This is a genomic window from Bradyrhizobium sp. CCBAU 51745 (assembly GCF_028128715.1).
GTDB classification, from domain to species: domain Bacteria; phylum Pseudomonadota; class Alphaproteobacteria; order Rhizobiales; family Xanthobacteraceae; genus Bradyrhizobium; species Bradyrhizobium manausense.
Map to the genome: position 1 here is coordinate 528,446 of NZ_LBJP01000007.1, position 26,174 is coordinate 554,619.

At 64.7% G+C, this 26,174-nt stretch carries 19 protein-coding genes; 11 read left to right on the forward strand and 8 right to left on the reverse strand.

The window, feature by feature from the left end:
• The first annotated feature begins 117 nt into the window (after positions 1–117).
• Genes XH98_RS09755 through XH98_RS09770 form a run of 4 tightly spaced genes read left to right on the forward strand, consistent with a single transcriptional unit; the run spans position 118 to position 4,717 of the window.
• Positions 118–771: an ABC transporter ATP-binding protein gene (locus XH98_RS09755; RefSeq protein WP_271598142.1), complete on the forward strand. Its 654-nt coding sequence runs from the start codon at positions 118–120 to the stop codon at positions 769–771.
• Positions 768–3,230, forward strand: coding sequence for an ABC transporter permease (locus tag XH98_RS09760; RefSeq protein ID WP_271618463.1), 2,463 nt, complete (start codon positions 768–770; stop codon positions 3,228–3,230). The genes XH98_RS09755 and XH98_RS09760 overlap by 4 nt, the downstream gene beginning before the upstream one ends.
• Entirely contained in the window at positions 3,220–4,302 is a 1,083-nt protein-coding gene (locus XH98_RS09765) for a lipocalin-like domain-containing protein (protein ID WP_271618464.1), read from the forward strand. Before XH98_RS09760 ends, XH98_RS09765 begins: the two co-directional genes overlap by 11 nt.
• A 28-nt stretch (positions 4,303–4,330) precedes the next feature.
• Positions 4,331–4,717, forward strand: a complete 387-nt coding sequence (locus tag XH98_RS09770; protein ID WP_271618465.1) for an MAPEG family protein — start codon at positions 4,331–4,333, stop codon at positions 4,715–4,717.
• 82 nt (positions 4,718–4,799) lie between these two features.
• Here the strand turns inward: XH98_RS09770 and XH98_RS09775 are convergent, their stop codons facing one another.
• The 3 genes from XH98_RS09775 to XH98_RS09785 form a co-directional block, all read right to left on the reverse strand.
• A complete protein-coding gene (locus XH98_RS09775) occupies positions 4,800–5,990 on the reverse strand; it encodes an ABC transporter substrate-binding protein (protein ID WP_271618466.1) in 1,191 nt (396 codons plus the stop codon).
• Between the two features lie 190 nt (positions 5,991–6,180).
• Positions 6,181–9,345, reverse strand: a complete 3,165-nt coding sequence (locus XH98_RS09780) for an efflux RND transporter permease subunit (protein ID WP_271618467.1) — start codon at positions 9,343–9,345, stop codon at positions 6,181–6,183.
• Positions 9,342–10,595 carry an efflux RND transporter periplasmic adaptor subunit gene (locus XH98_RS09785; RefSeq protein WP_271618468.1) on the reverse strand — a complete coding sequence of 418 codons (1,254 nt, stop codon included), beginning with the start codon at positions 10,593–10,595 and terminating at the stop codon, positions 9,342–9,344. The genes XH98_RS09780 and XH98_RS09785 overlap by 4 nt, the downstream gene beginning before the upstream one ends.
• Positions 10,596–10,870: 275 nt before the next feature.
• Here XH98_RS09785 and XH98_RS09790 point away from each other — a divergent pair, with 275 nt between their 5' ends.
• The 7 genes from XH98_RS09790 to XH98_RS09820 all read left to right on the forward strand — a co-directional run bounded on the left by XH98_RS09790 (position 10,871) and on the right by XH98_RS09820 (position 19,659).
• A complete protein-coding gene (locus XH98_RS09790; RefSeq protein ID WP_271618469.1) occupies positions 10,871–12,025 on the forward strand; it encodes an iron-containing alcohol dehydrogenase in 1,155 nt (384 codons plus the stop codon).
• 19 nt (positions 12,026–12,044) lie between these two features.
• Complete coding sequence (locus XH98_RS09795) at positions 12,045–13,595, forward strand: AMP-binding protein (RefSeq protein ID WP_271598135.1); 1,551 nt, start codon at positions 12,045–12,047, stop codon at positions 13,593–13,595.
• 392 nt (positions 13,596–13,987) lie between these two features.
• Complete coding sequence (locus XH98_RS09800) at positions 13,988–15,586, forward strand: ABC transporter substrate-binding protein (protein ID WP_271618470.1); 1,599 nt, start codon at positions 13,988–13,990, stop codon at positions 15,584–15,586.
• Positions 15,587–15,627: 41 nt separating this feature from the next.
• Positions 15,628–16,575: an ABC transporter permease gene (locus tag XH98_RS09805; protein ID WP_271618471.1), complete on the forward strand. Its 948-nt coding sequence runs from the start codon at positions 15,628–15,630 to the stop codon at positions 16,573–16,575.
• 191 nt (positions 16,576–16,766) lie between these two features.
• Complete coding sequence (locus tag XH98_RS09810; protein ID WP_271598133.1) at positions 16,767–17,660, forward strand: ABC transporter permease; 894 nt, start codon at positions 16,767–16,769, stop codon at positions 17,658–17,660.
• Positions 17,660–18,667, forward strand: coding sequence for an ABC transporter ATP-binding protein (locus XH98_RS09815; protein WP_271598132.1), 1,008 nt, complete (start codon positions 17,660–17,662; stop codon positions 18,665–18,667). Before XH98_RS09810 ends, XH98_RS09815 begins: the two co-directional genes overlap by 1 nt.
• Complete coding sequence (locus tag XH98_RS09820; protein WP_271618472.1) at positions 18,664–19,659, forward strand: ABC transporter ATP-binding protein; 996 nt, start codon at positions 18,664–18,666, stop codon at positions 19,657–19,659. Before XH98_RS09815 ends, XH98_RS09820 begins: the two co-directional genes overlap by 4 nt.
• Before the next feature lie 78 nt (positions 19,660–19,737).
• Here XH98_RS09820 and XH98_RS09825 read toward each other — a convergent pair whose 3' ends face one another.
• The 5 genes from XH98_RS09825 to XH98_RS09845 all read right to left on the reverse strand — a co-directional run bounded on the left by XH98_RS09825 (position 19,738) and on the right by XH98_RS09845 (position 26,162).
• The gene (locus XH98_RS09825) at positions 19,738–21,729 is read right to left on the reverse strand and encodes an acetyl-CoA carboxylase biotin carboxylase subunit (protein ID WP_271618473.1); all 1,992 of its coding nucleotides are present in this window, start codon (positions 21,727–21,729) and stop codon (positions 19,738–19,740) included.
• Positions 21,726–23,342 (reverse strand): acyl-CoA carboxylase subunit beta, encoded by a 1,617-nt coding sequence (locus XH98_RS09830; RefSeq protein ID WP_271618474.1) that lies wholly within the window; start codon positions 23,340–23,342, stop codon positions 21,726–21,728. The genes XH98_RS09825 and XH98_RS09830 overlap by 4 nt, the downstream gene beginning before the upstream one ends.
• A 100-nt stretch (positions 23,343–23,442) precedes the next feature.
• Positions 23,443–24,309 (reverse strand): 3-keto-5-aminohexanoate cleavage protein, encoded by an 867-nt coding sequence (locus XH98_RS09835; protein WP_271618475.1) that lies wholly within the window; start codon positions 24,307–24,309, stop codon positions 23,443–23,445.
• Positions 24,310–24,509: 200 nt separating this feature from the next.
• On the reverse strand, positions 24,510–25,313 hold the full coding sequence (locus tag XH98_RS09840) for a helix-turn-helix domain-containing protein (protein WP_271618476.1): 804 nt from the start codon (positions 25,311–25,313) through the stop codon (positions 24,510–24,512).
• A gap of 195 nt (positions 25,314–25,508) precedes the next feature.
• Positions 25,509–26,162 carry a glutathione S-transferase family protein gene (locus XH98_RS09845; RefSeq protein WP_271618477.1) on the reverse strand — a complete coding sequence of 218 codons (654 nt, stop codon included), beginning with the start codon at positions 26,160–26,162 and terminating at the stop codon, positions 25,509–25,511.
• Positions 26,163–26,174: the final 12 nt, after the last annotated feature.

The following is a 26,174-nucleotide window of genomic DNA, read 5'->3' on the forward strand; positions in this document are numbered from 1 at the left end:
GATTTGCGCAGCAAATCGGGTGAGGGGTCTTAAATCCCTTGAGAGACCGCAACCCCTCACCCGCGCTTCGGCGCGACCTCTCCCTATGGGAGAGGTGGAAGAAAAAGTGGCAGGCCCGTGCTCAGCATCCGCAACCTCTCCAAAACCTTCACCTCGGCCGACGAGCCCGTGCATGTGCTGCGCGGCGTCGACCTGGACCTCGCCGCCGGCGAGCGCGTCGCGCTGACGGGCGAATCCGGCAGCGGCAAGAGCACGCTGCTGCATCTGATCGCAGGGCTGGATGCCGCCGATGGCGGCACGATCCGGCTCGAGGACACCGAGGTCACCAGGCTTGCGGACGCCGGCCGCGCCGAGTTGCGCCGCGACCGGATTGGCCTGGTGTTTCAGCAGTTCAATTTGATTCCGAGCCTGTCGGTTGCCGACAACCTCGCCTTCCAGGCGCGCATCGCCGGTCGGCATGATGCGGCCTGGACCAAAGAGCTGGTCGAGCGGCTTGGCCTCGGCGGCTTGCTCAAACGCTATCCCGAGCAATTGTCAGGCGGCCAGCAGCAGCGGGTCGCAATCGGCAGGGCGCTGGCGACAAGACCGTCGCTGCTGCTTGCCGACGAGCCGACCGGCAATCTGGATGAAGCCACCGCCGACGAGGTGCTGGCGCTGACGCGCGATCTCGTCGCGCGCACCGGCTGCGGCTTCCTGATGGTGACGCACAGTCTGCATCTGGCCGGCACGCTCGACCGTCACATCGTGCTCCATGCGGGGCGGATCGCATGAAGCGCGCGCTGTGGGTGCTGGCCGTGCTGCTGAGCCATTGGCGCCGGCACAGGATGCAATTCGCCACGCTGCTGATCGGGCTGATCGCGGCGACCGCGCTGTGGAGCGGCGTGCAGGCGATCAACCAGCAGGCCCGCAGCGCCTATGACCGCGCGGCGGCGACCTTTGGCGGCGTACGCACGGCGACATTGGTCGCGCCTGATACGGCGACGTTCCCGCAACACCTTTTCATCAAGCTTCGCCGCGCCGGCTGGCCGGTCTCGCCGGTGCTGGAAGGCCGGGTTCAGATCAATGGGCGTTCGATCCGGCTGCTCGGCATCGAGCCGGTGACGCTGCCGGTTGACGTCGGCAATGCGCCGCGGCTTGGGGCGGCTGATCTCGGCAGTTTCGTGGCCGCGCCCGGGCAGACGCTGGTGGCGCGGGAGACGCTGGCCGATTTGCACGAAGGCGAAGGCGCGGCGCCGTCGATCAGCAGCGGCGCAAGACTGCCGCCGCTGCATGTGCAGCCGCAGCTGGTGCCTGATGTGCTGGTGGTCGACATTGGCGTGGCGCAACGGCTTCTCAACAAGCCGAACCAGGTCTCGCGGCTGCTGATCGGCAAGGCCAGGGGCAAGCCAGCGGCGCTGCAAAGCATCGTCGGCGATCAGTTGCAGTTGATAGAGCCGACCGCGGAGACCGAGCTGGAGCGGCTCACCGACAGTTTCCATCTCAACCTCACCGCTTTCGGCCTGCTGTCGTTCTTCGTCGGCCTCTTCATCGTCAACTCGGCCGTTGGCCTCGCCTTCGAGCAGCGCCTGCCGATGCTGCGCACCTTGCGCGCCTGCGGCGCCTCGGCGCGGCTGGTCAATACCGTGCTGGTGGTCGAGCTGGTGGCGCTGGCGCTGGTCGCCGGCTTGATCGGGCTGGTCTGCGGCTATGTCATCGCGGCGGCGCTGCTGCCCGATGTCGCGGCGTCGCTGCGCGGGCTCTATGGCACGCAGATTCCGGGGCAGCTCAGCTTGCGGCCCGAGTGGTGGCTCGCAGGTGTCGGCATCAGCGTTCTAGGTGCGATCGTGGCGGCCGCGACCAGCCTGATCAAGGCGATCAGGATGCCGGTGCTGGCGACGGCGCAGCCGCGGGCCTGGCAGCAGCGGCAGCGCCGCTGGCTGGTCCTGCAAAGCTGTGCGGCCTGCGCCGTGCTCGCGGTCGCGCTGCTGCTGCTTCATTACGGGCAATCGCTGGTCACCGGCTTCGGCGTGCTGGCGGCCTTGATGCTCGGCGCGGCCCTGATCCTGCCGGCCTTCCTGGAGATGCTCCTGCTCGCGGGCCAGCGTCTCGCGCGCGGGCCGCTGGCGCTGTGGTTCTGGGCGGACAGCCGGCAGCAGCTCTCGGGACTATCGCTGGCGCTGATGGCGCTGCTGCTCGCGCTATCAGTCAATGTCGGCGTCTCGACCATGGTGGAAACGTTCAGCCGCACCTTTGTCGGCTGGCTCGACGGACGGCTCGCGGCCGATGTCTACATCAGCGCCGCCGACAACGCGCAAGGCGCGGCGATCCGCAATTGGCTGAAGGACCGCAGCGAGGTGCAGGCGATCCTGTCCGGCGGACGCGCGGAGACGCAGGTTCAGGGCCAGCCGGTGGAGTTGCTCGGCCTGCCCGATCACCCGCTCTACCGCGAGCGCTGGCCGCTGCTGGAGACCGCGCCGCGCGCCTGGACGCAGCTCGTGCCCGGCAATGCCGCCTTCATCAGCGAGCAGCTCAGCCGCCGCCTCAATATCCGCGTCGGCGATGTCATCGAGGTGCCGGCGCCGGGCGGGACCTGGGAGCTCGACATCGTCGGCATCTATGCCGATTACGGCAATCCCAAGGGCCAGCTGGCGGTCAACGTCGCCGCGCTGATCCGGCAGTTTCCGCAAACGCCGCAGACGCGGATCGGACTTATCGTTTCACGGGACAACATTCCCGGCTTGATCGCGGCGCTGCAGAAGCAGTTTGCGCTCGACGACCGCGCGGTGGCCGACCAGGCGACGGTGAAGGCGGAATCGATCCGCATCTTCAACCGCACCTTTGCGGTGACGTCGGCGCTCAATGCCTTCACGCTGGGGGTCGCCGGCATTGCGCTCCTGACCAGCCTCTTGACGCTGGCGAACTCGCGGTTGCCGCAGCTCGCGCCGCTCTGGGCGCTCGGCATCACGCGGCCGCGCCTCGCTGCCATCGAGCTGACCAAGACGCTGGCGGTGGCGCTGTTCACCTCGCTGCTCGCGGTGCCGCTTGGGCTTTTGGTGGCGTGGTGCCTGATTGCGATCGTGAATGTGAAGGCGTTCGGCTGGCGGCTGCCGTTCCATGTGTTTCCGTTGCAACTGGTCGAGCTGGTCGCGGTGGCGCTGGTCGCCTCGCTGCTGGCCGCGCTGCTGCCGGTGTTGCGGCTGGCGCGGATGCAGGCCGCACACCTCGTCAAGGTATTTGCCAATGAGCGGTGATCGGATTTCTCGACGAGCTTTCGCCGGCGGCATCGCCACGCTCGCTATCGCGCATCGCGCCAAGGCGCAAGGCTATGCCGGATTGGGCGAGACCGCCGATGGCTTTGCGAAGGTCACGCCTGGAAAGCTGTTCACCTTCCCCGGAGATCACGGGCCGCATCCGGATTTTCGCATCGAGTGGTGGTATCTGACGGCGAACCTCGTCGACAGCGGCGGCGCGGCCTGCGGGCTGCAATGGACGCTGTTCCGCCAGGCCGCAAAGCCGGGGCCGCAAGGAGAAGGCTGGGCCAATCAGCAGATCTGGATGGCGCATGCCGCCGTGACGCGCGCCGACACCCATCGGTTCAGCGAGGCGTTTGCGCGCGGCGGCATCGGGCAGGCGGGCGTCGCGGCAAAGCCGTTCGCGGCGTGGATCGACGATTGGGAGATGAAGGGATCTGATCGCACCGACGATCGCACGCTGTCGCCGGTGACGCTGAAGGCATCGGGCAGCGATTTCAGCTACGCGCTGACGCTGGAGGCCGATCGCCCGGTCGTGTTGCAGGGCGATGGCGGTTACAGCCGCAAGTCGGAGCGGGGGCAGGCGTCGTACTATTGCAGCCAGCCGTTCTACCGCGCGCGCGGCACGCTCATCATCGACGACATCCAGGTCGAGGTCTCGGGCCAGGCCTGGATGGACCGCGAATGGAGCAGCCAGCCGCTCGACACCGATCAGACCGGCTGGGATTGGCTGTCGCTGCATCTGTCCTCCGGCGCCAAGCTGATGCTGTACCGGCTGCGCCAGAAGGACGGCAAGGATCATCCGTTCGGCAACTGGATCAGCGCCACCGGCGAGACGCAGATGATCGCGGCAGGCGATATCCGGATGACGCCAAAGGCAAATGCGGACGTGGCGGGCCGCAAGCTGCCGGTGGAATGGCAGATCGCAATCCCGTCGCGCTCGTTCTCGATTTCCTGCAAGCCGCTGAATCCGAAGGCGTGGATGGGCACCGGCTTCTCTTATTGGGAAGGACCGATCAGCTTTACCGGCACGCATGATGGCGTTGGCTATCTCGAGCTGACCGGCTATTGAGGCGCGGTCTGTTTAGGGGAATCCCGCAATGTACCGTCTCACCGCCCTCGTCACGCTGCTGTCGCTTGCATTCTATTTCTTCACCTGCATCAATGTCTCGCGGTCGCGGACCAAGACCGGCGTGAAGGTGCCGGCCACGTCGGGCCATCCGGACTTCGAGCGCGCCTTTCGTATCCAGATGAACACGCTGGAATGGATGCCGATCTTCCTGCCGTCGCTATGGCTGTTCGCGATCTATGTCAGCGATGCCATTGCGGCCGCGATCGGCGCGATCTGGATCATCGGCCGCATCGCCTATTTCACCGGCTATTCGCAGGCCGCCGCCAAGCGCGGCCCGGGGTTTGCGATCCAGGGGATTGCGGCGATTGCGCTGTGGGTGGGAGCGCTCGGGGCGGTGGTGATGAGGTTGGTGTGAGGGATGATCGTAAGCTGTCATTCCGGGGCGGCGCGCCAGCGCCGAACCCGGAATCTCGAGATTCCGGGTTCGATGCTTCGCGTCACTTCGTCAGCGGGCAGCCGCTGTCCTTGGCGGTGAAGAACGCCTGGTCGCCGGGGACTACGGCGAGCTGCTTGTAATAGTCCCACGGCTTCTTCGATTCCGAGGGCTTCTTGACCTCGAACAGATACATGTCGTGGACCATGCGGCCGTTATCGAGCACCTTGCCCTTGGCGAAAGCGTCGTCGACCGGCAGCTCCTTGAGCTTCTTGGCGATGGCCTCGGTGTCCTTGCTGCCGGCGGCCTTGACTGCCTTCAGGTAGCTCAGCGTAGCCGAATAAGTCCCGGCCTGGATCATGTTGGGCATCCGCCCGGTGCGCTTGAAGAAGCGTTCGCCGAGGTCGCGCGTCTTGTCGTTGAGATCCCAGTAATAGCCTTCGGTGAGCACGAGGCCCTGCGCAACCTGAAGCCCGAGACCATGAACGTCCGAGAGAACCATCAGCAAACCAGCGAGCTTCTGGCCACCAGAGACGATGCCGAACTCCGCAGCCTGCTTGATCGAGTTGGTCGTATCGAGGCCGGCATTGGCGAGCCCGACGATCTTGGCTTTCGAGCTCTGCGCCTGCAGCAGGAAGGAGGAGAAGTCTGACGAGTTCAGGGGCACGCGGACCGAGCCCAGCACCTTGCCGCCATTGGCGGTGACGATCTCGCTGGTGTCCTTCTCCAGCGCATAGCCGAAGGCGTAATCGGCGGTGAGGAAGAACCAGCTGTCGCCGCCTGCCTTCACCAGGGCGCCGCCGGTGCCGACCGCAAGCGCGCGCGTATCGAATGCCCAGTGGAAGCCATAGGGCTGACAGGCATCGCCGGTAAGGCGCGATGTGGCGGCGCCCACCACGATGTCGATCTTCTTCTTTTCCTTGGAGAGCTCGTGGATTGCGAGCGCGACCGAGGAGGTGGTCAGCTCCGTGATCATGTCGACGTTCTCGACGTCGTACCAGCGCCGCGCGATGGAGGTGGCGAGGTCAGGCTTGTTCTGGTGATCGGCCGTGACGAGCTCGATCTTCTGCCCGAGCACCTCGCCGCCAAAATCCTCGATCGCCATCTTGGCCGCTTCGACCGACCATTTGCCGCCATAGTCGGCGTAGACGCCGGACTGATCGTTGAGAATGCCGATCTTGACGCCTTGCGCGAAGGCCGGCGCGGCCAGCAACAAAGCCGAAATTGCGACAGCGGCCAAAAGTCCTGATTTCATTCGTTATCTCCCAGCAGTGTTCTGTTTTGAAATCGCGCGGATAGTAGTGAAGAACAACGGGCGTGCCCATGGGGTTTGTGTTGATCGTTAGTATGGCTTCTGCACGCCCAACAATCGGTGTCGTCGTGGCCCCCCGTGCGCAATTGCGCACTAGGCCGGGACGACATCGAGATTGTGGATAGGCTGATGGTCAAGATGACGAGACCACGCCCTTCTCGTTGCGCCCCTCGGCCAGGTTCCGCACCACCACATAGAAGATCGGCGTGAACAGCAGGCCGAACAGCGTGACGCCGAGCATGCCGAAGAACACGGCGACGCCGACGGCCTGGCGCATCTCGGAACCTGAACCGGACGAGATCACCAGCGGCAGCACGCCGAGGATGAAGGCGAAGGACGTCATCAGGATCGGCCGCAGGCGCAGGCGGCAGGCCTCGATCACGGCCTCCAGCCGCGGCTTGCCTTCCTTCTCGATGTCGCGCGCGAACTCGACGATGAGGATCGCGTTTTTGGCCGCGAGCCCCACCAGCACGACGAAGCCGATCTGGGTCAGGATGTTGACGTCCTGGCCCATGATGCGCACGCCGATGGTGGCAGCGAGCAGGCACATCGGCACGATCAGGATCACCGCGAACGGCAGCGTCCAGCTGCCATATTGCGCGGCGAGCACGAGATAGACGAACAGCACGCAGATCGGGAACACGTAGAGGCCGGCATTGCCGCCGGTGATCTGCTGATAGGACAGGTCGGTCCATTCGAAGGTGAAGCCGCTCGGCAAGGTGTCGTCGGCGAGCTTCTTGATGGCGTTGAGCGCGGTGGTCGAGCTCGTCCCCGGCGCCGGCTCGCCCTGCAATTCGGACGCCGCGTAGAGATTGTAGCGCGCCACGCGATCGGGACCCGAGACGTCCCTGAAGTCGACCACGCTGCCGAGCATCACCATGTCGCCGGAGGCGTTGCGCGTGCGCAGCCGCGCAAGATCAGCAGGCTCCTTGCGGAACGGGAAATCAGCCTGCGCGGTGACGTGATAGGTGCGACCGAACAGGTTGAAGTCGTTAACATAGGTCGATCCGAAATAGGTCTGGATCGTGTCGTTGATGTTCGAGATCGGCACGCCAAGCTTCTGCGCCTTGGTGCGGTCGATGTCGACGAACAGCTGCGGCGTATTGGCCGAGAACGGCGAGAACACCGAGGGGGCAAGGAGCGCGGGCGATTTGCGCGCGGCGGCGACAAGTTCGTCGGTTGCGGACGCCAGCAGCTGCGGTCCACGGCCCTGCCGGTCCTGGATGCGGATGGCGAAGCCGCCGCCGGTGCCGATGCCGGGCACGGCCGGTGGCGGAATCACGATGATGAAGGCGCCCTGGATCGCGGCGAGGCGCTTGCGCAGCTCGGCCGTGATCGCGTTCGCCGTCAGGCCCTTCTTCAGCCGCACCTCGGGCTCATCGAACACAGGGAAGAGCGCCGCCGCATTGCCGGCCTGGGTCCGTGTCGCGCCCGAGAAGCCGGCGAAGGCCGCAACACGGATGATGCCTGGCGTGTCCAGCGAGATCCGCTCGATCTCCCGCACGATCTCGGTGGTGCGCGCCAGCGAGGCCGCCCCCGGCAATTGCACCGAGATGATGACGTAGCCGCGGTCCTGGGCCGGGATGAAGCCCTGCGAGGTCGTCCCGATCAACCAGCCTGCGCTGCCGATCAGCACGACATAGATCAGCAGCATCACCACCGAGTGCCGGATGACGAAATTGGCGAGGCCGGCATAGCCATGCGAAAGCCGGTCGAACACACGATTGAAGGCGCCGGTGAAGGCGTTCCAACCCCGCGCAAGCAGATTCCAGGCGGCGGGCGGCCGCTTCTCCTCATGTGGGGTGAGGATCTGCGAGGCCAGTGCGGGCGACAGCGTCAGCGAGCAGAAGCAGGAGATCGCGGTCGCAACCGCGATGGTCACCGCGAATTGCTGGAAGAATTGCCCGGAGATGCCGCCCAGGAACGCCGTCGGCACGAACACCGCGCAGAGCACGAGCGCAATCGAGACCAGCGCGCCGCCGACCTCTTCCATGGTCTTCAGCGCCGCGTCGCGCCGGCTGAGGCCGTGCTCGAGATGCCGCTCGACATTCTCGACCACGACGATGGCATCGTCGACCACGATGCCGACGGCGAGCACGAGCCCGAACAGCGTGAGATTGTTGATGGAGAAGCCAAGCGCCGCCATCACCGCGAAAGTGCCGACCAGCGACACCGGAATCGCGATGATCGGGATGATCGCCGGCCGCCACCCCTGCAAAAACACCAGCACGACGACGACCACGAGCAGCATGGCCTCGTAGATGGTCTTGATCAGCTCGTGGACCGACTGCGCGATGAACTCGGTCGGGTTGTAGCCGATGTTGAAGTCGAGGCCCTTCGGAAAGCTCTGCTTGAGCCTCGCCATGGTGTCGGAGATGTTCTTGGCCGTCGCGAGCGCGTTCGAGCCCGGCCGCTGCGTCACCAGCATGGCGACCGCGGATTTGCGCAGCAGGAAGCTGTTGGTTGAATAGGCCAAAGCACCGAGCTCGATGCGGGCGACGTCGCGCAGGCGCACCGTGCGGCCGTCGGAGCCGGCCTTGATCAGGATGTCCTCGAACTGCTTCTGGTCTTTCAGACGCCCGGTGAACACGAGGTTCGGCTGGAAGGCGCGGTCGGCGATCGGCGGCTCGGCGATCTGGCCGCCGGCGATCTGAACGTTCTGGGCGCGGATCGCGGCCAGCACCTCCGCCGAGGTCAGGCCAAGATTGGCGATGCGATCCGGGTCGAGCCAGAGCCGCATCGAATAGTCGCGCGCACCAAAGATCTGGATGTCGCCGACGCCGTCGATGCGCAGCAGCTGGTCGCGGACCTGGAGCAGCGCATAGTTGGAGATATAGAGCTGGTCGAACGTGTCGTCGGGCGACAGCATGAACACGACCATCAGGATGTCGGGCGAGTTCTTGCGGGTGACGACGCCGTTGCGCTGCACCTCGTCCGGCAGTTGCGGCTGCGCGATCGCGACGCGGTTCTGCACCAGCACCTGGGCCTTGTCGAGATCGGTGCCGAGCTTGAAGGTGACGGTGATGGTGAGCTGGCCGTTCGAGGTCGCCTGGCTGTAGAGATACAGCATGTCCTCGACGCCGTTGATCTGCTGCTCGATCGGAGCGGCGACGGTGTCGGACACGGTCTGCGCCGAGGCGCCGGGATATTGCGTGGTGACGACGACGGTCGGCGGCACCACTTGCGGATATTCGGAGATTGGCAGCGTCGAATAAGCGAGCGCACCGACGATCAGGAGCACGATCGACAGCACCATCGCTAGGATGGGCTGGTTGATGGACAGACGGCCAAGATTCATGACTTGTCACCAGCCTTGCCACCGGCCGGGGCTTGAGCGGTCTGCGGGCTGACCTTGGCGCCAACACGGGCGCGCTGGATGCCATTGACGATGACGCGGTCCTCGGCCTTCAGCCCTTCGCGGATTACGCGCAGGCCGTCATCGAGGGGCCCGAGCACCACTGGGCGCGCTTCGACAGTATCGTCGGGCTTCACCACGAACACGATCTTGCGCGACTGGTCGGTCGCGACTGCCGCATCCGGAATCAGCAGCGCCTCGTAGGGCGCGCTGCCGATCAGGCGAACGCGGCCGAATTGGCCGGGCAGGATCGAGAGATCGGTGTTCTTGACCACCGCGCGGCTGCGCAATGTCCCGGTGGAAACATCGAGGCGGTTGTCGAGGAAGTTGATGGCGCCGTCATGCGACGGCTTGGTCTCGCCTGCGAGCGTCACCTGCACGGGGTTCGCAGTATCGCGCGAGCTCGGGCGCTTACCCTCGAACCACAGCTTGCTGTATTTGATGAAGGTCGTCTCATCCATGTCGAAATAGATGTAGATCGGATCGAGCGAGACGATCGAGGTCAGCAGCGTCGAGGTGCCGGTGTCGCTGCCCTGCACAAGGTTGCCGGGGCTGACGAGGTGCCGGCTGACGCGGCCGGTCAGCGGCGCCGTGACATGGGTGAACTCGATGTTGAGCCGGGCGGCCTGCAGTGCGCCTTCGGCCTGGGTTTCCGCCGCGTGCGCGGCCTGCAAGGCCTGGCGCCGCTGGTCGACGACCTGCTCGGAGACCGCGCTGGTCTGCACCAGGTTCAGGCCACGATCGAGCTCGCGCTTGGCCAGCTCCACCTTGGCGCGGGCGTCGGAGAGCTGGCCCTCGGCCTGCGCCGCCACTGCCTCGAATGGCCGGGGGTCGATGACGTAAAGCAGATCACCCTGGTGCACGATGGCACCGTCCTGGAATTCGACCGAGTTGACGAAGCCGCCGACACGCGGACGCACCTGGACCTCCTCGACCGCCTCGAAGCGACCGGTGAACTCATCCCAATCAGTGACGGTGCGCTTGACCGGCTGGGCGACGGTCACCGCCGGCGGCGGCGGCGCAGCCGCTTGCGAGGTCGGCTGGCCACAGCCACTGAGTGCGAAGGCGGCGACGAGAAGGCCGGCTATGGCGTAGGGCTTGGCATGAGGCTTGTCATAAGGCTTGTCATAAGGCTTGGGCCGAACGAAATCGTGCGTTTTGACAAATTGCTCGCTTCCGTCCGATCCACTCATCCCAGGTCCTCGCATGAAAGCCGCGGAAAATGCAGCGTAGTCCTCTACCCGCGGGCGCCACAAGATGGGTGGCGATGATGAAATCTTCAAGACTACGTCACGCGCAATGCTCCGCCGGATGTCCTAGCCTGATGACGGGTTGACATTGCCTTCGCCTCTCCCCCGCTCGCGGGGCGAGGGAGACGAGAGATCAGCGTCTTCGCACATGACGGAGGCGGCCGGCTTGGCTAGACTACCCCCAACAAATCAAGACGAATTGTCCGGGGAGGGCAGGCGTGCACCAGGGACGTGTCGTTTACGGCGCGATCGAGGAGGTCGTGTTCGGCCATCCGGCGGCCGAGGCCGTCGTCGCGCAGATGGACCGGCTGGGAACCCGCCGCGCCTTCCTGATGGTGTCAGGGACGCTGAACCGCCAGACCGACGAGATCGCGAGGATCGTGCAGGCGCTGGGCTCGCGCTGTGTCGGGCTGTTCGATGCGATGCCCGCGCACACGCCGCGCGAGGCGGTGATCGCGGCCACCAACGCAGCACGCGAGGCCGGCGCAGATCTCATCGTCACTGTCGGCGGCGGCTCGATCACCGACGGCGCCAAAGCGGTGCAGCTCTGCCTTGCCAATGGAATCGACGATATCGCAGGCATCGACCGCATCCGCGTGCGCAAGGGCGTCGCGCCCGAGATGACCGCGCCGACCGTGCGCCAGATCAGCGTGCCGACCACGATTGCCGGCGGCGAGTTCTCGTCGATCGCCGGCGTGACCGACAGTAGCACGCATGTGAAGCAGATGCTGCGGCATCCGCTCACCGTGCCGCGCGCGACCATTCTCGACCCTGCGATCACCGTGCACACGCCGGAATGGCTGTTTCTCTCCACCGGCATCCGCGCCATCGACCATTGCGTCGAGGCGATCTGCTCGCACGAGACCCACCCTTACGCCGACGCGCAATCGGTGAAGGGCCTCGCCATGCTCGCCGACGCGTTGCCGCGGGTGAAGGCCGACCCCAGAGATCTCGACGCTCGGATGGACGCGCAGATCGGCACCTGGCTGTCGATGGGCGCGCTCGCGGCCGGGGTGCCGATGGGCGCGAGCCACGGCATCGGCTACGTGCTGGGCGCCGCCTTCGGCGTGCCGCATGGCCACACCTCCTGCATCATGCTGCCGGCGGTGATGCGCTGGAACGCGAGCGCCAATGCCGAGCGCCAGATGATCGTCGCCGCCGCGATGGGCTTTCCCGGTCACAACGCCGCCGACGTGCTCGACGCCTTCATCCGCTCGCTGGGCATGCCGCGCAGCCTCGCTGAGGTGAGTGTCTCGCCCGAGCATTTCGACTCCATCGCCGAGCAGGCGATGCGCACGAACTGGATTCCGCATAATCCGCGCAAGATCGAGAGCCCGCCGCAGATACGCGAAATCCTGGATCTCGCTGCATGATATTAAGGCAGGAGGACTGATGTACCCTGGTCTGCATGCCCGCCTGCGCCCGCTGCAGCCCGCCTTCATCATGGCGGCGACCGGCGAGGCCGTCACCTATCGCGAGCTGGACGCGCGAAGCAATCGGCTGGCGCATCTGTTTCGCAAGCACGGATTGAAACGGCTCGATCACTACTCGATCTTCATGGAGAACAACTCCCGATATCTCGAAGCCTGCGGCGCGGGCGAGCGGTCCGGACTGTACTATACCTGCATCAACTCGTTCCTGACGCCGGGGGAGCTCGCCTATCTCCTCGTCAACAGCCGGTCCAAGATCCTGATCACGTCGGTGGCAAAGCTCGGCATCGCACGCGAGGCGATCCAGGCCTGCCCCGATGTCAAGCTCTGCATCGTCGCCGACGGCCCGGGGGAGAGCGATCGCATTGTGAGCCTTGCCGACGTCACCGCCGACCTGCCGAAGACGCCGATCGCGGATGAATGGCTCGGCACGGCCATGCTCTATTCATCCGGCACGACGGGGAGGCCGAAAGGCATCTTGCGGCCGTTGCCGGAAGAGCCGCCAAAACACAATCTGCCGCTGTTCGATTTCCTGACAAGGCTTTGGCACTATCGCGAGGGCATGGTCTATCTGTCGCCGGCGCCGCTCTACCACTCCGCACCGCAGGCTGCCGTCAATCTCACGATCCGGATGGGCGGCACCGTGATCATCATGGAGACGTTCGATCCCGAGCGTTACCTTCAACTCGTCCAGCAATGGGGCATCACCCACACCCAGCTGGTGCCGACGATGTTCTCACGGATGTTGAAGCTGCCGGAAGAGGTGCGCAAGCGCTACGACCTTTCTTCGCTGGAGATCGCGATCCACGCCGCGGCACCCTGCCCGGCGCTGGTCAAGGATGACATCATCAAATGGTGGGGCCCGATCATCCACGAATATTACGGCGCGACCGAAGGCCTCGGCTTCACCGCCTGCAACAGCGAGGAATGGCTGGCGCATCGCGGCACCGTCGGCAAGGTGCTGCTGGGCGACCTCCACATTCTCGACGAGAATATGCGGGAGTGCCCGACCGGCACGCCGGGCCAAGTCTGGTTCAAGACGGCGTCGCCGTTTGAATATTTCAACGACCCCGAGAAGACGAAGGAGGCGCGCTCGGCCGACGGCAGCATGAGCACGGTCGGCGATGTCGGCTATGTCGACGAGGACCGCTTCCTCTATCTCACCGATCGCGCCACCTTCATGATCATCTCCGGCGGCGTGAACATCTATCCGCAGGAATGCGAGAATTTGCTGATCACCCATCCCAAGGTTGCGGATGCCGCCGTGTTCGGCGTGCCCAATGCCGATCTCGGCGAGGAGGTGAAGGCGGTGGTGCAGCCGATGCCGGGCGTAATGCCTGGCGAGGCGCTTGCGGACGAGCTGATCGCCTTCTGCGCAAAATCGCTGTCGCGGCAGAAGGTGCCGCGCTCGGTGGATTTCGAGAAGGAATTGCCGCGGCTGCCGACGGGCAAGCTGTACAAGCGGCTGCTGCGGGACCGGTATTGGGGCAACAAGACGTCAAGGATTGTGTGAAGCGTTTGGTGTGCGGGTCTTTGGCACGCACGGCGCCACAAAATCGATGTCGTCCCGGCGCAGGCCGGGACCCATACCGCGTGATTTTTCGATTGTAGTCGGAAGCAATACCGAGCGACTTTCTTCGTCAAACTCCTGCCTGTGGTTATGGGTCCCGGCCTGCGCCGGGACCACGGCGGAGTTTGTGAAGGCGGCTGCGCGCAACACGCGCTTAGGAACCGTTCGCACCTGCACTCTAACATTGTGAGAGAGTGAAACCTGCGACCTTCCGTCATCCGAATTGCCGAGAGCGCGGCCGCCCTTGCCCGTTGCCTCGCTGCACCTGCCTCGCTATCGTCCTGACAAACAGGCCAGAAAAGGCCCAGAAGACTAAAGTCCAGGGAGGACCGAGGATGCGGAGCGTGCGGGCATTCGCCGCGGCGGCGGCGTTGTCTTTGTTGGCGTTTTCGACCACGACTTTCGCCGGCGAGCCCAAGCAGGGCGGAATCCTGCGGATGTATCACCGCGACAGCCCGGCGAATGCGTCGATCCTCGAGGGCGCGACCTATTCGGTCAACGTGCCCTTCATGGGGGTGTTCAACAATCTCGTCATCTATGATCAGCACATCGCGCAGAACAGTCCTGATACACTCAGGCCTGAGCTGGCCGAGAGCTGGTCCTGGGGCAGTGACAACAAGAGACTGACGTTCAAGCTGCGCCAGGGCGTCAAATGGCATGACGGCAAGCCGTTCACGTCGGCCGACGTCAAGTGCACATTCGACCTCCTCATGGGCAAGTCGCAGCAGAAGCTGCGGCAGAATCCGCGCAAGGCCTGGTACAGCGAGGTCGACGACGTCACACCAAACGGCGACTTCGAGGTCTCCTTCAACCTGAAGCGGCCGCAGCCCTCGCTGCTGGCGATGCTCGCCTCCGGCTATACGCCGATCTATCCCTGCCATGTCTCGCCGGCGGACATGCGCACCCACCCGATCGGGACCGGCCCCTACAAATTCGTCGAGTTCAAGGCCAATGAATCGATCAAGCTGACGCGGAATCCGGACTATTGGAGGAAGGGCCTGCCCCATCTCGATGGCATCGAATACACCATCATCACGAACCGCTCGACCGCGATCCTCGCCTTCGTCGCCGGCAAGTTCGACATGACGTTCCCGACGCATATCACCATCCCGTTGCTGAAGGACATCAAGTCGCAGGCGCCGAACGCCGTCTGCGTCGTCGAACCGACCAACGTCTCGACCAACATCATTGTCAATTCGACCTCGGCCCCGTTCGACAACATCGATATCCGCCGCGCGATGTCGCTGGCGCTCGATCGGAAGGCGTTCGTCGATATCCTGTTCGAAGGTCAGGCCGACATCGGCGGCACCATGCTGCCGCCGCCGCAAGGCATCTGGGGCATGCCCAAGGACAAGCTCCAGACCATTCCGGGTTACGGTCCGGACGTGAACGCGAACCGCGAAGAAGCGAAGAAGCTGATGCAGAAGGCGGGTTACGGCCCCGACAAGCATCTGGCTGTGAAGGTTTCGACGCGCAATCTGGCGGAATATCGCGATCCCGCGGTGATCCTGATCGACCAGCTAAAGAGCATCTATATCGACGGTGAACTCGATGTGGTGGAGACCGCGAACTGGTTCCCGAAGGTTGCGCGCAAGGACTACATGCTCGGCCTCAATTTGACCGGCAATTCCGTCGACGATCCCGACCAATCCTTCTACGAGAACTATTCCTGCGGTTCGGAGCGGAACTACACCAATTACTGCAACAAGGAGATCGAGAAGCTGTTCGACCTGCAGTCGCAGGAGATCGATATTGGCAAGCGCAAGCAACTGGTCTGGGACATCGACCAGAAGCTGCAGGAGGACGTCGCCCGTCCGATCATCTTCCATGCGCGGGCCGGCACCTGCTGGCAGCCTTATGTCAAGGGGATCACGATCATGTCGAACAGCTCCTATAACGGATTTCGCTACGAGGATGTGTGGCTCGACAAATAAAGCGGCAGGCTGAAGATTAGCAGTTTCGGCGGAGGGCGCGAATGTTTGCCTATCTGGTGCGGCGCCTGTTCCTGATGCTCGTGACCCTGTTCGGGATCTCGGTCGTCATCTTCTTCCTGCTGCGTATCGTGCCCGGCAACATCGTCGACATCCTGTTCGCCGCGGCCGGCTACGTCGATCCCGCCGACAAGGTCGATCTCGAGAAGCAGCTCGGCATCGACCAGCCGCTGGTGGTGCAATATCTGCACTGGATCGGCGGCTTGCTGCGCGGCGATCTCGGCTACTCCTACGTCTCGGAGAAGCCGGCGCTGCAGGAGATCCTGCCGCGGATCCCGATCACCGCCCGGCTCGCCGGGCTCGCGCTGCTGTTTTCGGCGTCGATCGGCATTCCGCTCGGCGTCATCAGCGCGGTGAAGCAGGGGTCGCGGATCGACTACGCGCTGCGCGTGCTGAGCCTGAGCGGATTGTCGCTGCCCTCGTTCTGGCTCGGTCTGCTGGTTCTGACCGCGTCCGTCGCCATGTTCGGGCAGATGCCGATCTTCAATCCCAATCCGCAGAATTTTGCCGAGGCCTTCGCAACCTATTGCATCCCCGCGATGGTGGTCGGCTTCCGCAGTTCAGCGCTGACGATGCGCATCACGCGATCGTCCATGCTGGAAGTGCTGCGGCAGGATTATATCCGCACCGCCCGTGCCAAGGGCGCATCTGACGCGGCCGTGAACTATCACCATGCGCTGAAGAACGCGATCCTGCCCGTGATCACCGTGATCGGCATCGAGGCGGCGTTCCTGATCGGCGGCCTCATCGTCACCGAGACCGTGTTCAACATCCCCGGCGTCGCCCGCTTCCTGGTCGAGGCGATCCGCTGGCGCGATTATCCGATCGTGCAGAACCTCGTGATGTTCATCGCGGTCGTGGTGGTGTTCGCGAATTTCACCGTCGACATGCTCTACGCGGTGTTCGACCCGCGCATCCGGTACACGGATTAGCGACATGAGATTGGAACAATCTAACGCGACGGCGGTGCTCTACCTCTCCCGTAGGGAGAGGTCGGAACGCATCGCAAGATGCGGTCCGGGTGAGGGGTTACGCTGCCGCCTGAGGACAGCGCCCCCTCACCCGGCGCTGCGCGCCGACCTCTCCCCGGTGGGGAGAGGTGCATCTGCCTGCGGAGCCCCCTATGGCTGCGATCGACTTTGATGTTGAGCTGAGGCGGGCGGGCGCGCATGCGACCGGCGGCTGGCGGCGCGTGCTGTTCCTGGCGCAGCGGCATGTGCTGGGCGCGGCCGGGCTGACCATCATGACGGTGTTCGTGCTGACCGCGATCTTCGCCGATTTCATCGCGCGCTATGACCCCTTAAGCGTCGATGCCGCGCATGCGCTGGCGCGCCCGAGCTTGGCACACTGGATGGGCACGGATTCCTTTGGCCGCGACGTGTTCAGCCGCATCATCCACGGCGCGCGAATCTCGCTCGCGGTCGGAATCGGCTCGACCGCGCTCGGCGGCACCATCGGCGTGATCGTCGGGCTGACGTCCGGCTATCTCTCGGGCTGGGTCGATCTCATGTTCCAGCGCGTCTCCGACATCCTGCAGGCGCTGCCGCTGCTGGTGCTGGCCCTGATCATGACGGCTGCGCTCGGCCCGTCGCTGCCGAACGTCATCCTGGCCATCGCCATTCCGCTGATCCCCACCGTCTCGCGCGTCACCCGCGCCAACACGCTGGCGCTGCGCGAGCAGCCGTTCGTCGAGGCGGCGAAATCGATCGGCATGAGCGAGATCCGGATCGCGCTGCGTCATGTGCTGCCGAACACGCTGGCGCCGCTGATCGTGCTGGCGACCGCGCAGCTCGGCTCAACCATTTTGACCGAGGCTTCGCTCTCTTTCCTCGGCCTCGGTATCCCCGAGCCGTACCCGTCATGGGGCCGCATGCTCTCCGAATCCGCCGCCGAATATGTCCGCACCGCACCGTGGCTGGTGATCTTCCCGGGCATCGCCATCAGCCTCGCCGTGTTCGGCGCCAATCTTTTTGGTGACGCCCTGCGCGACATCCTCGATCCCCGGCAGCGCGGCTGATGACTGATTCCTCCGATCTCGTGCTCGAGGTGAAGAACCTGAAGACGGTGTTCTTCACCAATTCCGGCCTGTTCAAGGCCGTCGACGACGTCTCCTTCACCGTGAGCCGCGGCGAGACGCTCGCGATTGTCGGCGAATCCGGCTGCGGCAAGAGCGTCACCGCGTTGTCCTTGATGCGGCTCGTGCCTGATCCGCCCGGGCGGATCGTCGGTGGCTCGGTCTCGCTTGAAGGCACCGATCTCCTGGCCCTGAGCGAGGCCGAGATGCGCAAGGTCAGGGGCAATCGCATCTCCATGATCTTCCAGGAGCCGATGACATCGCTCAATCCTGTTATCAGGATCGGCGACCAGATCGTCGAGGCGGTGCGGCTGCATCGGAATCTGTCATCGAAACAGGCCCGCGACATCGCCGTCGAGATGCTGCGGCTGGTGCGCATCCCGGAGCCGGCGCGGCGCGCGCGCGAATATCCGCATCAACTCTCAGGCGGCATGCGCCAGCGCGCGATGATCGCAATGGCGCTGGCGTGCCGGCCGGCGCTGCTGATCGCGGACGAGCCGACCACCGCGCTCGATGTCACCATCCAGGCGCAGATCCTGGCGCTGATCCTCGATCTGCAGAAGGAGCTAGGGACCGGCCTCGTGCTGATCACGCACGATCTCGGCGTGGTCGCGCAGACCGCGCAGCGCGTGATCGTGATGTATGCGGGACGGAAGGTCGAGGAAGCCAGTGTCGAGGCGCTGTTCGCTGCGCCAAAGCATCCCTACACGCGCGGGCTGATGGCCTCGATTCCGGCGGTGCCTGCGCCCGGCGTCGCCGCGCAGGAACGGCTGAACGAAATTCCGGGGACCGTCCCCTCGCTGGTGCGGCTTCCCGCGGGCTGCGCTTTCGCCCCACGATGCAAGCTCGCGATCAAGCGCTGCGAAGCCGAATATCCGCCGCTGATCGATTGGGGCGGCGGCCATCTTGCCGCCTGCTGGCGCGCGGCTGACGTGGCGGAGGTGGCATGAGCAAGGTTCTGCTCGAGGTCACCGACCTCAAGAAATATTATCCGGTGCGTGCCGGCGTGCTGCGCCGGCAAGTCGGCACCGTGCATTCGGTCGACGGCGTCTCGTTCTCCCTTGGAGCCGGCGAGACGCTCGGCCTTGTCGGCGAGTCCGGCTGCGGCAAGTCGACGGTGGCGCGCAGCGTGCTGCGGCTGGTCGAGCCGACCTCAGGCCGGATCCGCCTCGACGGTGAGGACATCACGCATCTGTCCAAGTCGGCGCTGCGACCGCATCGCCGCGCCATGCAGATCGTATTCCAGGATCCGTTCGCCTCGCTCAATCCGCGCATGACCGCCGGGGATATTGTCGGCGAGCCGATCGCGGTCCATGGTCTCGCAACCGGCAAAAAGCTGGAGACGCGGATCGCCAAACTTTTCGAGCAGGTCGGCCTCCGCCCCGACCAGATGCGCAACTTCCCGCATCAATTCTCCGGCGGCCAGCGCCAGCGCATCTGCATCGCGCGCGCGCTCGCGCTGGAGCCGCGCCTGATCGTCTGCGACGAACCGGTGTCCGCGCTCGACGTCTCGATCCAGGCACAGGTGATCAATCTGCTGATCGATCTGCAGAAGCGGCACGGCTTTTCCTATCTCTTCATCGCCCACGACCTCGCCGTGGTCGCCCATATCAGCCACCGCGTGGCGGTGATGTATCTCGGCCGCATCGTCGAGATCGCCGACAAGGATGAGCTGTTCAGCAATCCGCGCCATCCCTACACGCAGGCGCTGCTCGCCTCGGTGCCGATTGCCAATCCGCTGGCCAAGAAGCTCGCGCCGCTGGTCGACGGCGACGTGCCGAGCCCGGTCAATCCGCCGCCCGGCTGCGCGTTTCACACCCGCTGCCGGTTTGCGATGGAGCGATGCAGGACGGAGCGGCCGGTGCTGATGGATGCAGGTGACGGGCATCGGGTGGCGTGCTTGTTGAACGAGGGGACGGGAAAGCCAGCTTCGGTGCCGTAGGGTGGGCAAAGCGGTGCGTGCCCACGATCCCGCAATCGTGGGAAGATGTGGGCACGGCGCTTTGCGCCTTTGCCCACCCTACCAGACTGGATTCGGCGCGCTACCGATCTCCGCGACGATCCTGCCTGTCGTCACCTGCTCGCCCTCGACCACGTCGATGGCCGCGACAACACCATCGATACCGGCCTTGTGGACGTGCTCCATCTTCATCGCTTCCAGCGTCAGCACCGGCTGGCCTGATGTGACGCGGTCACCCGGCTTGACCAGGACGGCGACGACGCGGCCATTCATTGCGGCGCGGACTTTGCCATCGCCGCCATTGGTTGCCGCCGCCTTGGGGGCCGCGAGGGTGAGATCGGTGACCGCAACCGGGATGCCGCCGCGCTGGAGATACAATCGGTCGCCATCGCGCAGGAATTTTGCGCTGTCCATTACACCATCGTGGCGGAAGCGGATTGCGTCCGCATCGAGCTGCTCGATCTCGAACTTGTCCTGGCGACCATCGGAGACAACGATGTAGCCGCCATCGCGCTCGCGCGTGACTTCGAGCTCATGGGCGTGACCGGCGATCTCGATCTTCGCGGGCAGAGGAAACGTCGCTGACAGGCTGCGGCCGCGTCGCCATGCCGGCGCGCGCGGATTGGTGACATAGAGCAGAAGGCCCGCCAGTGCCGTGTTGAATGCAGCATTCGCCGACGACGCCAGCAGCTCGTCACGATGCGCACCGATGAAGGCCGTCGTCGCCTCGCCCCTGGCAAAGCCGGGATGACGCAGGCACGACATCAGGAACGCCTGGTTGGTGGTCACGCCAAGCGCGGTCAGCTGCTCCAGCCCGACGATCAGCCGCCGCCTCGCCTCCTCGCGCGTCGCGCCGTGGCCGACCACCTTGGCGATCATGGAATCGTAGAACGGCGGGATTTCCGTGCCCGATTGCAGCGCGTGCTCGACGCGGATGTCATCAGGCACCTGCCAGCGCGCGATGCGGCCGGATTGCGGCATGAAATCCTGGGCGGCATCTTCCGAGCAGAGCCGCACCTCGATGGCGTGGCCGGAGAATTTGATGTCCTGCTGCTTCACCGGCAAGGCTTCGCCGCGCGCAACACGTAGTTGCAGCTCGACCAGATCGAGCCCGGTGATCGCTTCCGTGACGGGATGCTCGACCTGAAGGCGCGTGTTCATCTCCATGAAATAGAATTCGCCGCTGGCGTCGAGCAGGAATTCCAGCGTTCCGGCGCCCTCATAGCGCAGCGCCTTCACCGCCGCGACCGCCACCTCGCCCATTTTCGCACGCAGCTCGGGTGTCACCGCAGGCGACGGCGCCTCCTCGATCAGCTTCTGATGCCGGCGCTGCACCGAGCAGTCGCGCTCGCCGAGATGGATGGCGTTGCCGTTGATGTCGCCGAACACCTGGATCTCGATGTGGCGGGGATTCTGGATGGCGCGTTCGAGGATGACGGTCGAATCGCCAAACGCTGCCTTCGCTTCCGACCGCGCGCTGCGCAGCGCATCGGGGAACGATGCGGCGTCGGTGACGAGCCGCATGCCACGCCCGCCACCGCCCGCGACCGCCTTGATCATCACGGGGAAGCCGATGTTCTTGGCCTCCGCGAGCATCGCTTCGTCACCCTGCTCGGCGCCCTGATAGCCGGGCACGACGGGCACGCCGGCCTTTTTCATGATCTCCTTGGCACCGGCCTTGTTGCCCATCGCCTCGATCGCCTGCGGCGACGGGCCGATGAAGACGAGACCGGCATCCTTGCAGCCTCTCGCAAACGCCTCGTTCTCGGCGAGGAAGCCGTAGCCGGGATGCACGGCATCCGCGCCACTGGCCCTGGCCGCAGCAATGATCGCGGGGATGTTGAGATAGGATTGCGCCGGCAAGGCCTCGCCGATCCGCACAGCTTGATCGGCCTGCCTCACATGCAGCGCATCGCGATCTGCATCCGAATAGACCGCGACAACGCCGAGGCCAAGCTGCCGCGCGCTGCGCATGATGCGCAGTGCGATCTCGCCACGGTTCGCGATCAAGACCTTGACGAACGGCCGGTGCTGCACTGATCCGTTCCTCATGGGCGGGCCACCGAGAATTGCATGCGCTGGGGCGTGCGGGCATCGCCCTCGCGGCAGATCGCGAGCACCTCGGAAAGGACCGCGCGGGTATCGCGCGGATCGATCACGCCGTCGTCGAGCACACGGGCACTGGTTGCGAACACGTCCATCTGGCCGTCGAACACGCCGACGATCTGTGCCTTCATGGCATCGAGCTTCTCTTTCTCGACCGGCTTGCCGCGGCGCGCGGCAGCCGCCTCGGTCACGATCGACATGGTCTCGGCGGCCTGCTCGCCGCCCATCACCGCGGTCTTGGCGTTGGGCCAGGAGAAGCAGAAGCGCGGATGGAAGCCGCGCCCGCACATGCCGTAATTTCCGGCGCCGAACGAGGCGCCGCAATAGATGGTGATCTGCGGCACGGTCGCCGAGGTCACCGCCTGGATCATCTTGGAGCCGTGCTTGATCATGCCGGCTTCTTCATAGGCCTTGCCGACCATGTAGCCGGTGGTGTTGTTGAGATAGAGGATCGGCGTGCGGGTCTGACAGCAGGCCTGGATGAAATGCGTCGCCTTGTTGGCGCCGGCAGGATCGAGAGGACCGTTGTTGGTGATGATGCCGATCGCCTGGCCCTGGATGCGGGCATGGCCGCAGACGGTGGCCGGACCATAATTCGGCGCCATCTCGGTGAAATCGGAATCGTCGATGATGCGGGCGATCACCTGCTTCATGTCGACCGGGCGCTTGTGGTCCATCGGCATGATGCCGAGCAGCTCGTCCTGGTCGTAGCGCGGCGGCTTGAATTCCGGTGATACTCGGCTCGGCCGCTCCCATTCCAGCGCCGCCATGATCTCGCGGGCGATGCGCAAGCCATCGCGGTCGTCCTCGGCGAGATAGTCGCCAAGACCAGAAACCTGCGTGTGCATCTCGGCACCGCCAAGCTCTTCTTCCGTCGCGATCTCGCCGGTCGCGGCCTTCAGCAGCGGCGGCCCGGCGAGAAAGGCGCGGGTGCGGCCGCGGACCATGACGATGTAATCGGACAGGCCGGTCTGATAGGCACCGCCAGCGGTGGACGAGCCATGCGTCACGGTGACGACCGGAAGCCCCGCTGCCGAGAGCCGCGCGAGATTGCGAAAGATGTTGCCGCCGCGGACAAAGTCCTCGACCCGGTAGCGTAGAAGATTTGCGCCGGCGCTTTCGACGAGCTGGACGTAAGGCAGTTTGTTCTCCAGCGCGAGCTCCTGCACGCGCAGCATCTTGTCGAGGCCGAAGGGCTGAAGCGCACCGGCATCGATCCCGGAATCGCTGGCGCTGACCATGCAGCGGATGCCCGAGACGAAGCCGATGCCGGCGATGACGCCGCCGCCGGGCACGCTCTTGGCAGCATCCGGCACGTCGAACATGTAGCCGGCGAGCGTCGACAGCTCGATGAAGGGCGCGCCGGGATCGAGCACCAACGCGACGCGTTCGCGCGGCAAGAGCTGGCCGCGCTTGTGGAAGCGGTCCTTTGCTGCGGCCGACGCGGCACGCGTGCGTTCTTCCAGCGCGCGCATGCGGTCGATCAGCGCGAGCATGCCGTCGCGGTTGGCATGGTAGGCGGCGCTGCCGGGGGAGATGGTGTTTTCGATGGTGGACATGACAGACCTTGATCGTCATTCCGGGGCACGCGAAGCGTGAACCCGGAATCTCGAGGTTCCGGGTTCGATGCTGCGCATCGCCCCGGAACGACGAGGATGTTCAGCGATTCGTCCCAAAGATCTTCCGCGCCTCGGCCGGAGACGCGATGTCGCGGCCGGCGCGGCGGGCGCAGGCCGCAATGGCTTCGATCAGCTGACCGTTCGAGGTCACCTTCCTGCCGTCGGCAAGATAGAACGTATCCTCCAATCCGGTGCGCAAGTGGCCCCCGAGTTCGGCGCAACGCTGGTGCAGTGGCCAGATCTCTTCGCGGCCGATGGCCGTGACCTGCCAATGCGCCTCAGGGCGCTTCAGCTTGAGCAGGATCGGCAGCAGTTCCGGATCCGACGGCATTCCTGACGCGACGCCCATCACAAAGTTATATTCGAGCGGACCCTTGTACATGCCAACCTGGTGATACATGCCGACGCAGCGGACGATGCCGACGTCGAAACATTCGAACTCGGGGATGGTGCCGACCGCATTCATGACGTCGAGATAATCCTTCACTTTCTCGACCGCGTTGTCGAACATCATGGGCGGCCAGGCCCAGCTATTGTCGGCCTTCACCTTCAGATAATTCAGCGAACCGGCGTTGCATGCGGCGATCTCCGGTTTGGTCTCGCGGATGCAGTCGAGTGCGCCCGAGTAGTTCGGCCCTGAAACGCCCGAGGTGTGGTTGATGATGACGCCGGGGCAGGCTTCGCGGATCGCCTGCTGGATCTCCCTGCTGATGCTGACATCCCAGGACGGCAGATGCCCCTTGTTCGGCGCCTGCTGGCGCAGATGGATGTGCATGATGGACGCGCCGGCATCGAACGCAGCCTTGGCCTCGCGCGCCATCTGCTCTGGCGTCACAGGCACGCTGTGCTGCCTGGGGTCGGTGAGCACGCCGTTCAGGGCGCAGGTGATGACGGCCTTGTCGCTCATACCACTGATGTCTCGCAACGCTGGGAATTCAACGCCTGCGATCATCTGATGCTGGGCATGCGGCTTCTTGCGCGGAGAAGCTAGCTAAAGACGAGTTATCGTAGGGTGGGCAAAGCTTGGCGTGCCCACCATTCCTGCCCGTTGCCGAGAGGTGGTGGGCACGGCGCAAGTGCGCCTTTGCCCACCCTACGAGACCAAGCCTAGCCCGCCTCCGCGAGCTCCCTCACCGTCTCGGTGCTGCGATAGATCGCAAGATCCCGCGAACCGACGAAGATCGCGCGCGGCTTCAAGCCATAGAAGCGGCGGATCGAGTGGCTGAAATGCGTTGAGTCGGGATAGCCGATGTCCTGCGCGAGATGGGCGAGGTTGAGGTTCTGGTTGGCGAAGTGCAGCAGATGCCGCGCGCGCTTCCAGGCGCGGAAGGAGCGGAACGAGATGCCGGTCTCTTCCTTGAACAGATGCAGGAAGCGCGAGGCGGACAGACCTGCTTCGGCCGCGCAGGTATCCGCTGTCACCGGCTCGCCCGAGAAGCGCCCGATGCGGGCGACTGCACGCACCACCCTGGGGTCAAGCACGCGGCGCGGCAGCGCTTCGCCAAAACACATCTCGTCGAATTCGGCGGTGGTGATGTCGCCGTAGCGGCGCTGGCGCAGCAGCGCGTAGGCGGCGAGGATCTTTCGGGCATAGGCCGCGCGGTCGGCTCCCATCAGCCGCTGGGCCAGACCTTCCAGCACGCCATCCGGCACGCTTTCCGGCTCCAGCGTCACGCTGATCGCAGTACGGTAGTCGCTGGCAATGGAGTGCCGCTGGTTCGGAAGGGTGACGAACAGCTCGCCGGTGGCGAGCACGTCGTCGATGGTCATATACAGGCTGCCCTTCACCGCGACATAGACGTGACAGCAACCGGGGGTTCGCTTGCGGGGGCGGCCGAGCAGGCCGGCATAGAAGACCCGCTCCGGCGTGATCAGCATCAAATGGTCGGATTCGCGACCCATGTCTTCCATTTGGGGTATCCTCCTCGCGCGGCTCTTAGGCCGCTGCGGAACAGAGGTCACCTTAGCGGAAATCTGGGCGCTGTCACGACGGGATAGCGCTGTCATCGAGATTGATCCGTCGTTCCGGGGCGGTCCGCAGGACCGAGCCCGGAACCCCGAGATTCCGGGTTCGATGCTTCGCACCGCCCGGAATGACAGCTTCCCTTACGCCTTCGCCCTTGGCGCAATATTCTGTTCAACGCTGGCCTTCTGCTCCGCAGCAACCGCGCGCTTGAAACCGTCGCGCTGCTGCAGGCGTGCCCAATAGGCTGCGACATTCGGGCCGAAATCCTTAGCAAGGCCGGTGGTTTCGGCGAGCCGGAGCGCGAATCCGATCGCAATATCGGCAGCGGTGAAGCGCCCGGCGCACAATGTATCGGCACTTGCAGTTGCTGCTTCAACTGCGCGCAGCCGTCCCAGGAACCATTTCGAATAGTCGCTCACGACCTTATTGTCCCGCTGCTCCGGCTCGTGCTGGCTGTAGCGAAGCACTAGCGTCTGCGGGAAGGTTAGCGTGGCGTCGCTGAAATACATCCAATTCAGGAACGCGCCGTAGGCGGAGTCCTCAGGCCCGACCATGAGAGGCGTCGGACCATATTTGATGCCGAGATAATGGCAGATACCCGAGGACTCGGTCATCTTCGTCTCGCCGTCGATCAGATACGGAATGGTGCCGAGCGGATTCAGCGCGAGATATTCTTTGGCGAAGACGCGCGGCGGGAACGGCAGCATCTTCAATTCATAAGGCAGCCCCATCTCCTCCAGCATCCAGAGCGGACGGAACGAGCGCGCGGCCTCGCAGTGATAGAGCGTGATCATCAGGCGTTTCCT

Coding starts and splice junctions, on each gene's coding strand:
- XH98_RS09760 (WP_271618463.1), top strand. CDS start 768: ATGAAGCGCGCGCTGTGGGTGCTGGCCGTGCTGCTGAGCCATTGGCGC.
- XH98_RS09765 (WP_271618464.1), top strand. CDS start 3,220: ATGAGCGGTGATCGGATTTCTCGACGAGCTTTCGCCGGCGGCATCGCC.
- XH98_RS09770 (WP_271618465.1), top strand. CDS start 4,331: ATGTACCGTCTCACCGCCCTCGTCACGCTGCTGTCGCTTGCATTCTAT.
- XH98_RS09775 (WP_271618466.1), bottom strand. CDS start 5,990: ATGAAATCAGGACTTTTGGCCGCTGTCGCAATTTCGGCTTTGTTGCTG.
- XH98_RS09780 (WP_271618467.1), bottom strand. CDS start 9,345: ATGAATCTTGGCCGTCTGTCCATCAACCAGCCCATCCTAGCGATGGTG.
- XH98_RS09785 (WP_271618468.1), bottom strand. CDS start 10,595: ATGAGTGGATCGGACGGAAGCGAGCAATTTGTCAAAACGCACGATTTC.
- XH98_RS09795 (WP_271598135.1), top strand. CDS start 12,045: ATGTACCCTGGTCTGCATGCCCGCCTGCGCCCGCTGCAGCCCGCCTTC.
- XH98_RS09800 (WP_271618470.1), top strand. CDS start 13,988: ATGCGGAGCGTGCGGGCATTCGCCGCGGCGGCGGCGTTGTCTTTGTTG.
- XH98_RS09805 (WP_271618471.1), top strand. CDS start 15,628: ATGTTTGCCTATCTGGTGCGGCGCCTGTTCCTGATGCTCGTGACCCTG.
- XH98_RS09810 (WP_271598133.1), top strand. CDS start 16,767: ATGGCTGCGATCGACTTTGATGTTGAGCTGAGGCGGGCGGGCGCGCAT.
- XH98_RS09815 (WP_271598132.1), top strand. CDS start 17,660: ATGACTGATTCCTCCGATCTCGTGCTCGAGGTGAAGAACCTGAAGACG.
- XH98_RS09820 (WP_271618472.1), top strand. CDS start 18,664: ATGAGCAAGGTTCTGCTCGAGGTCACCGACCTCAAGAAATATTATCCG.
- XH98_RS09825 (WP_271618473.1), bottom strand. CDS start 21,729: ATGAGGAACGGATCAGTGCAGCACCGGCCGTTCGTCAAGGTCTTGATC.
- XH98_RS09830 (WP_271618474.1), bottom strand. CDS start 23,342: ATGTCCACCATCGAAAACACCATCTCCCCCGGCAGCGCCGCCTACCAT.
- XH98_RS09835 (WP_271618475.1), bottom strand. CDS start 24,309: ATGAGCGACAAGGCCGTCATCACCTGCGCCCTGAACGGCGTGCTCACC.
- XH98_RS09840 (WP_271618476.1), bottom strand. CDS start 25,313: ATGGAAGACATGGGTCGCGAATCCGACCATTTGATGCTGATCACGCCG.
- XH98_RS09845 (WP_271618477.1), bottom strand. CDS start 26,162: ATGATCACGCTCTATCACTGCGAGGCCGCGCGCTCGTTCCGTCCGCTC.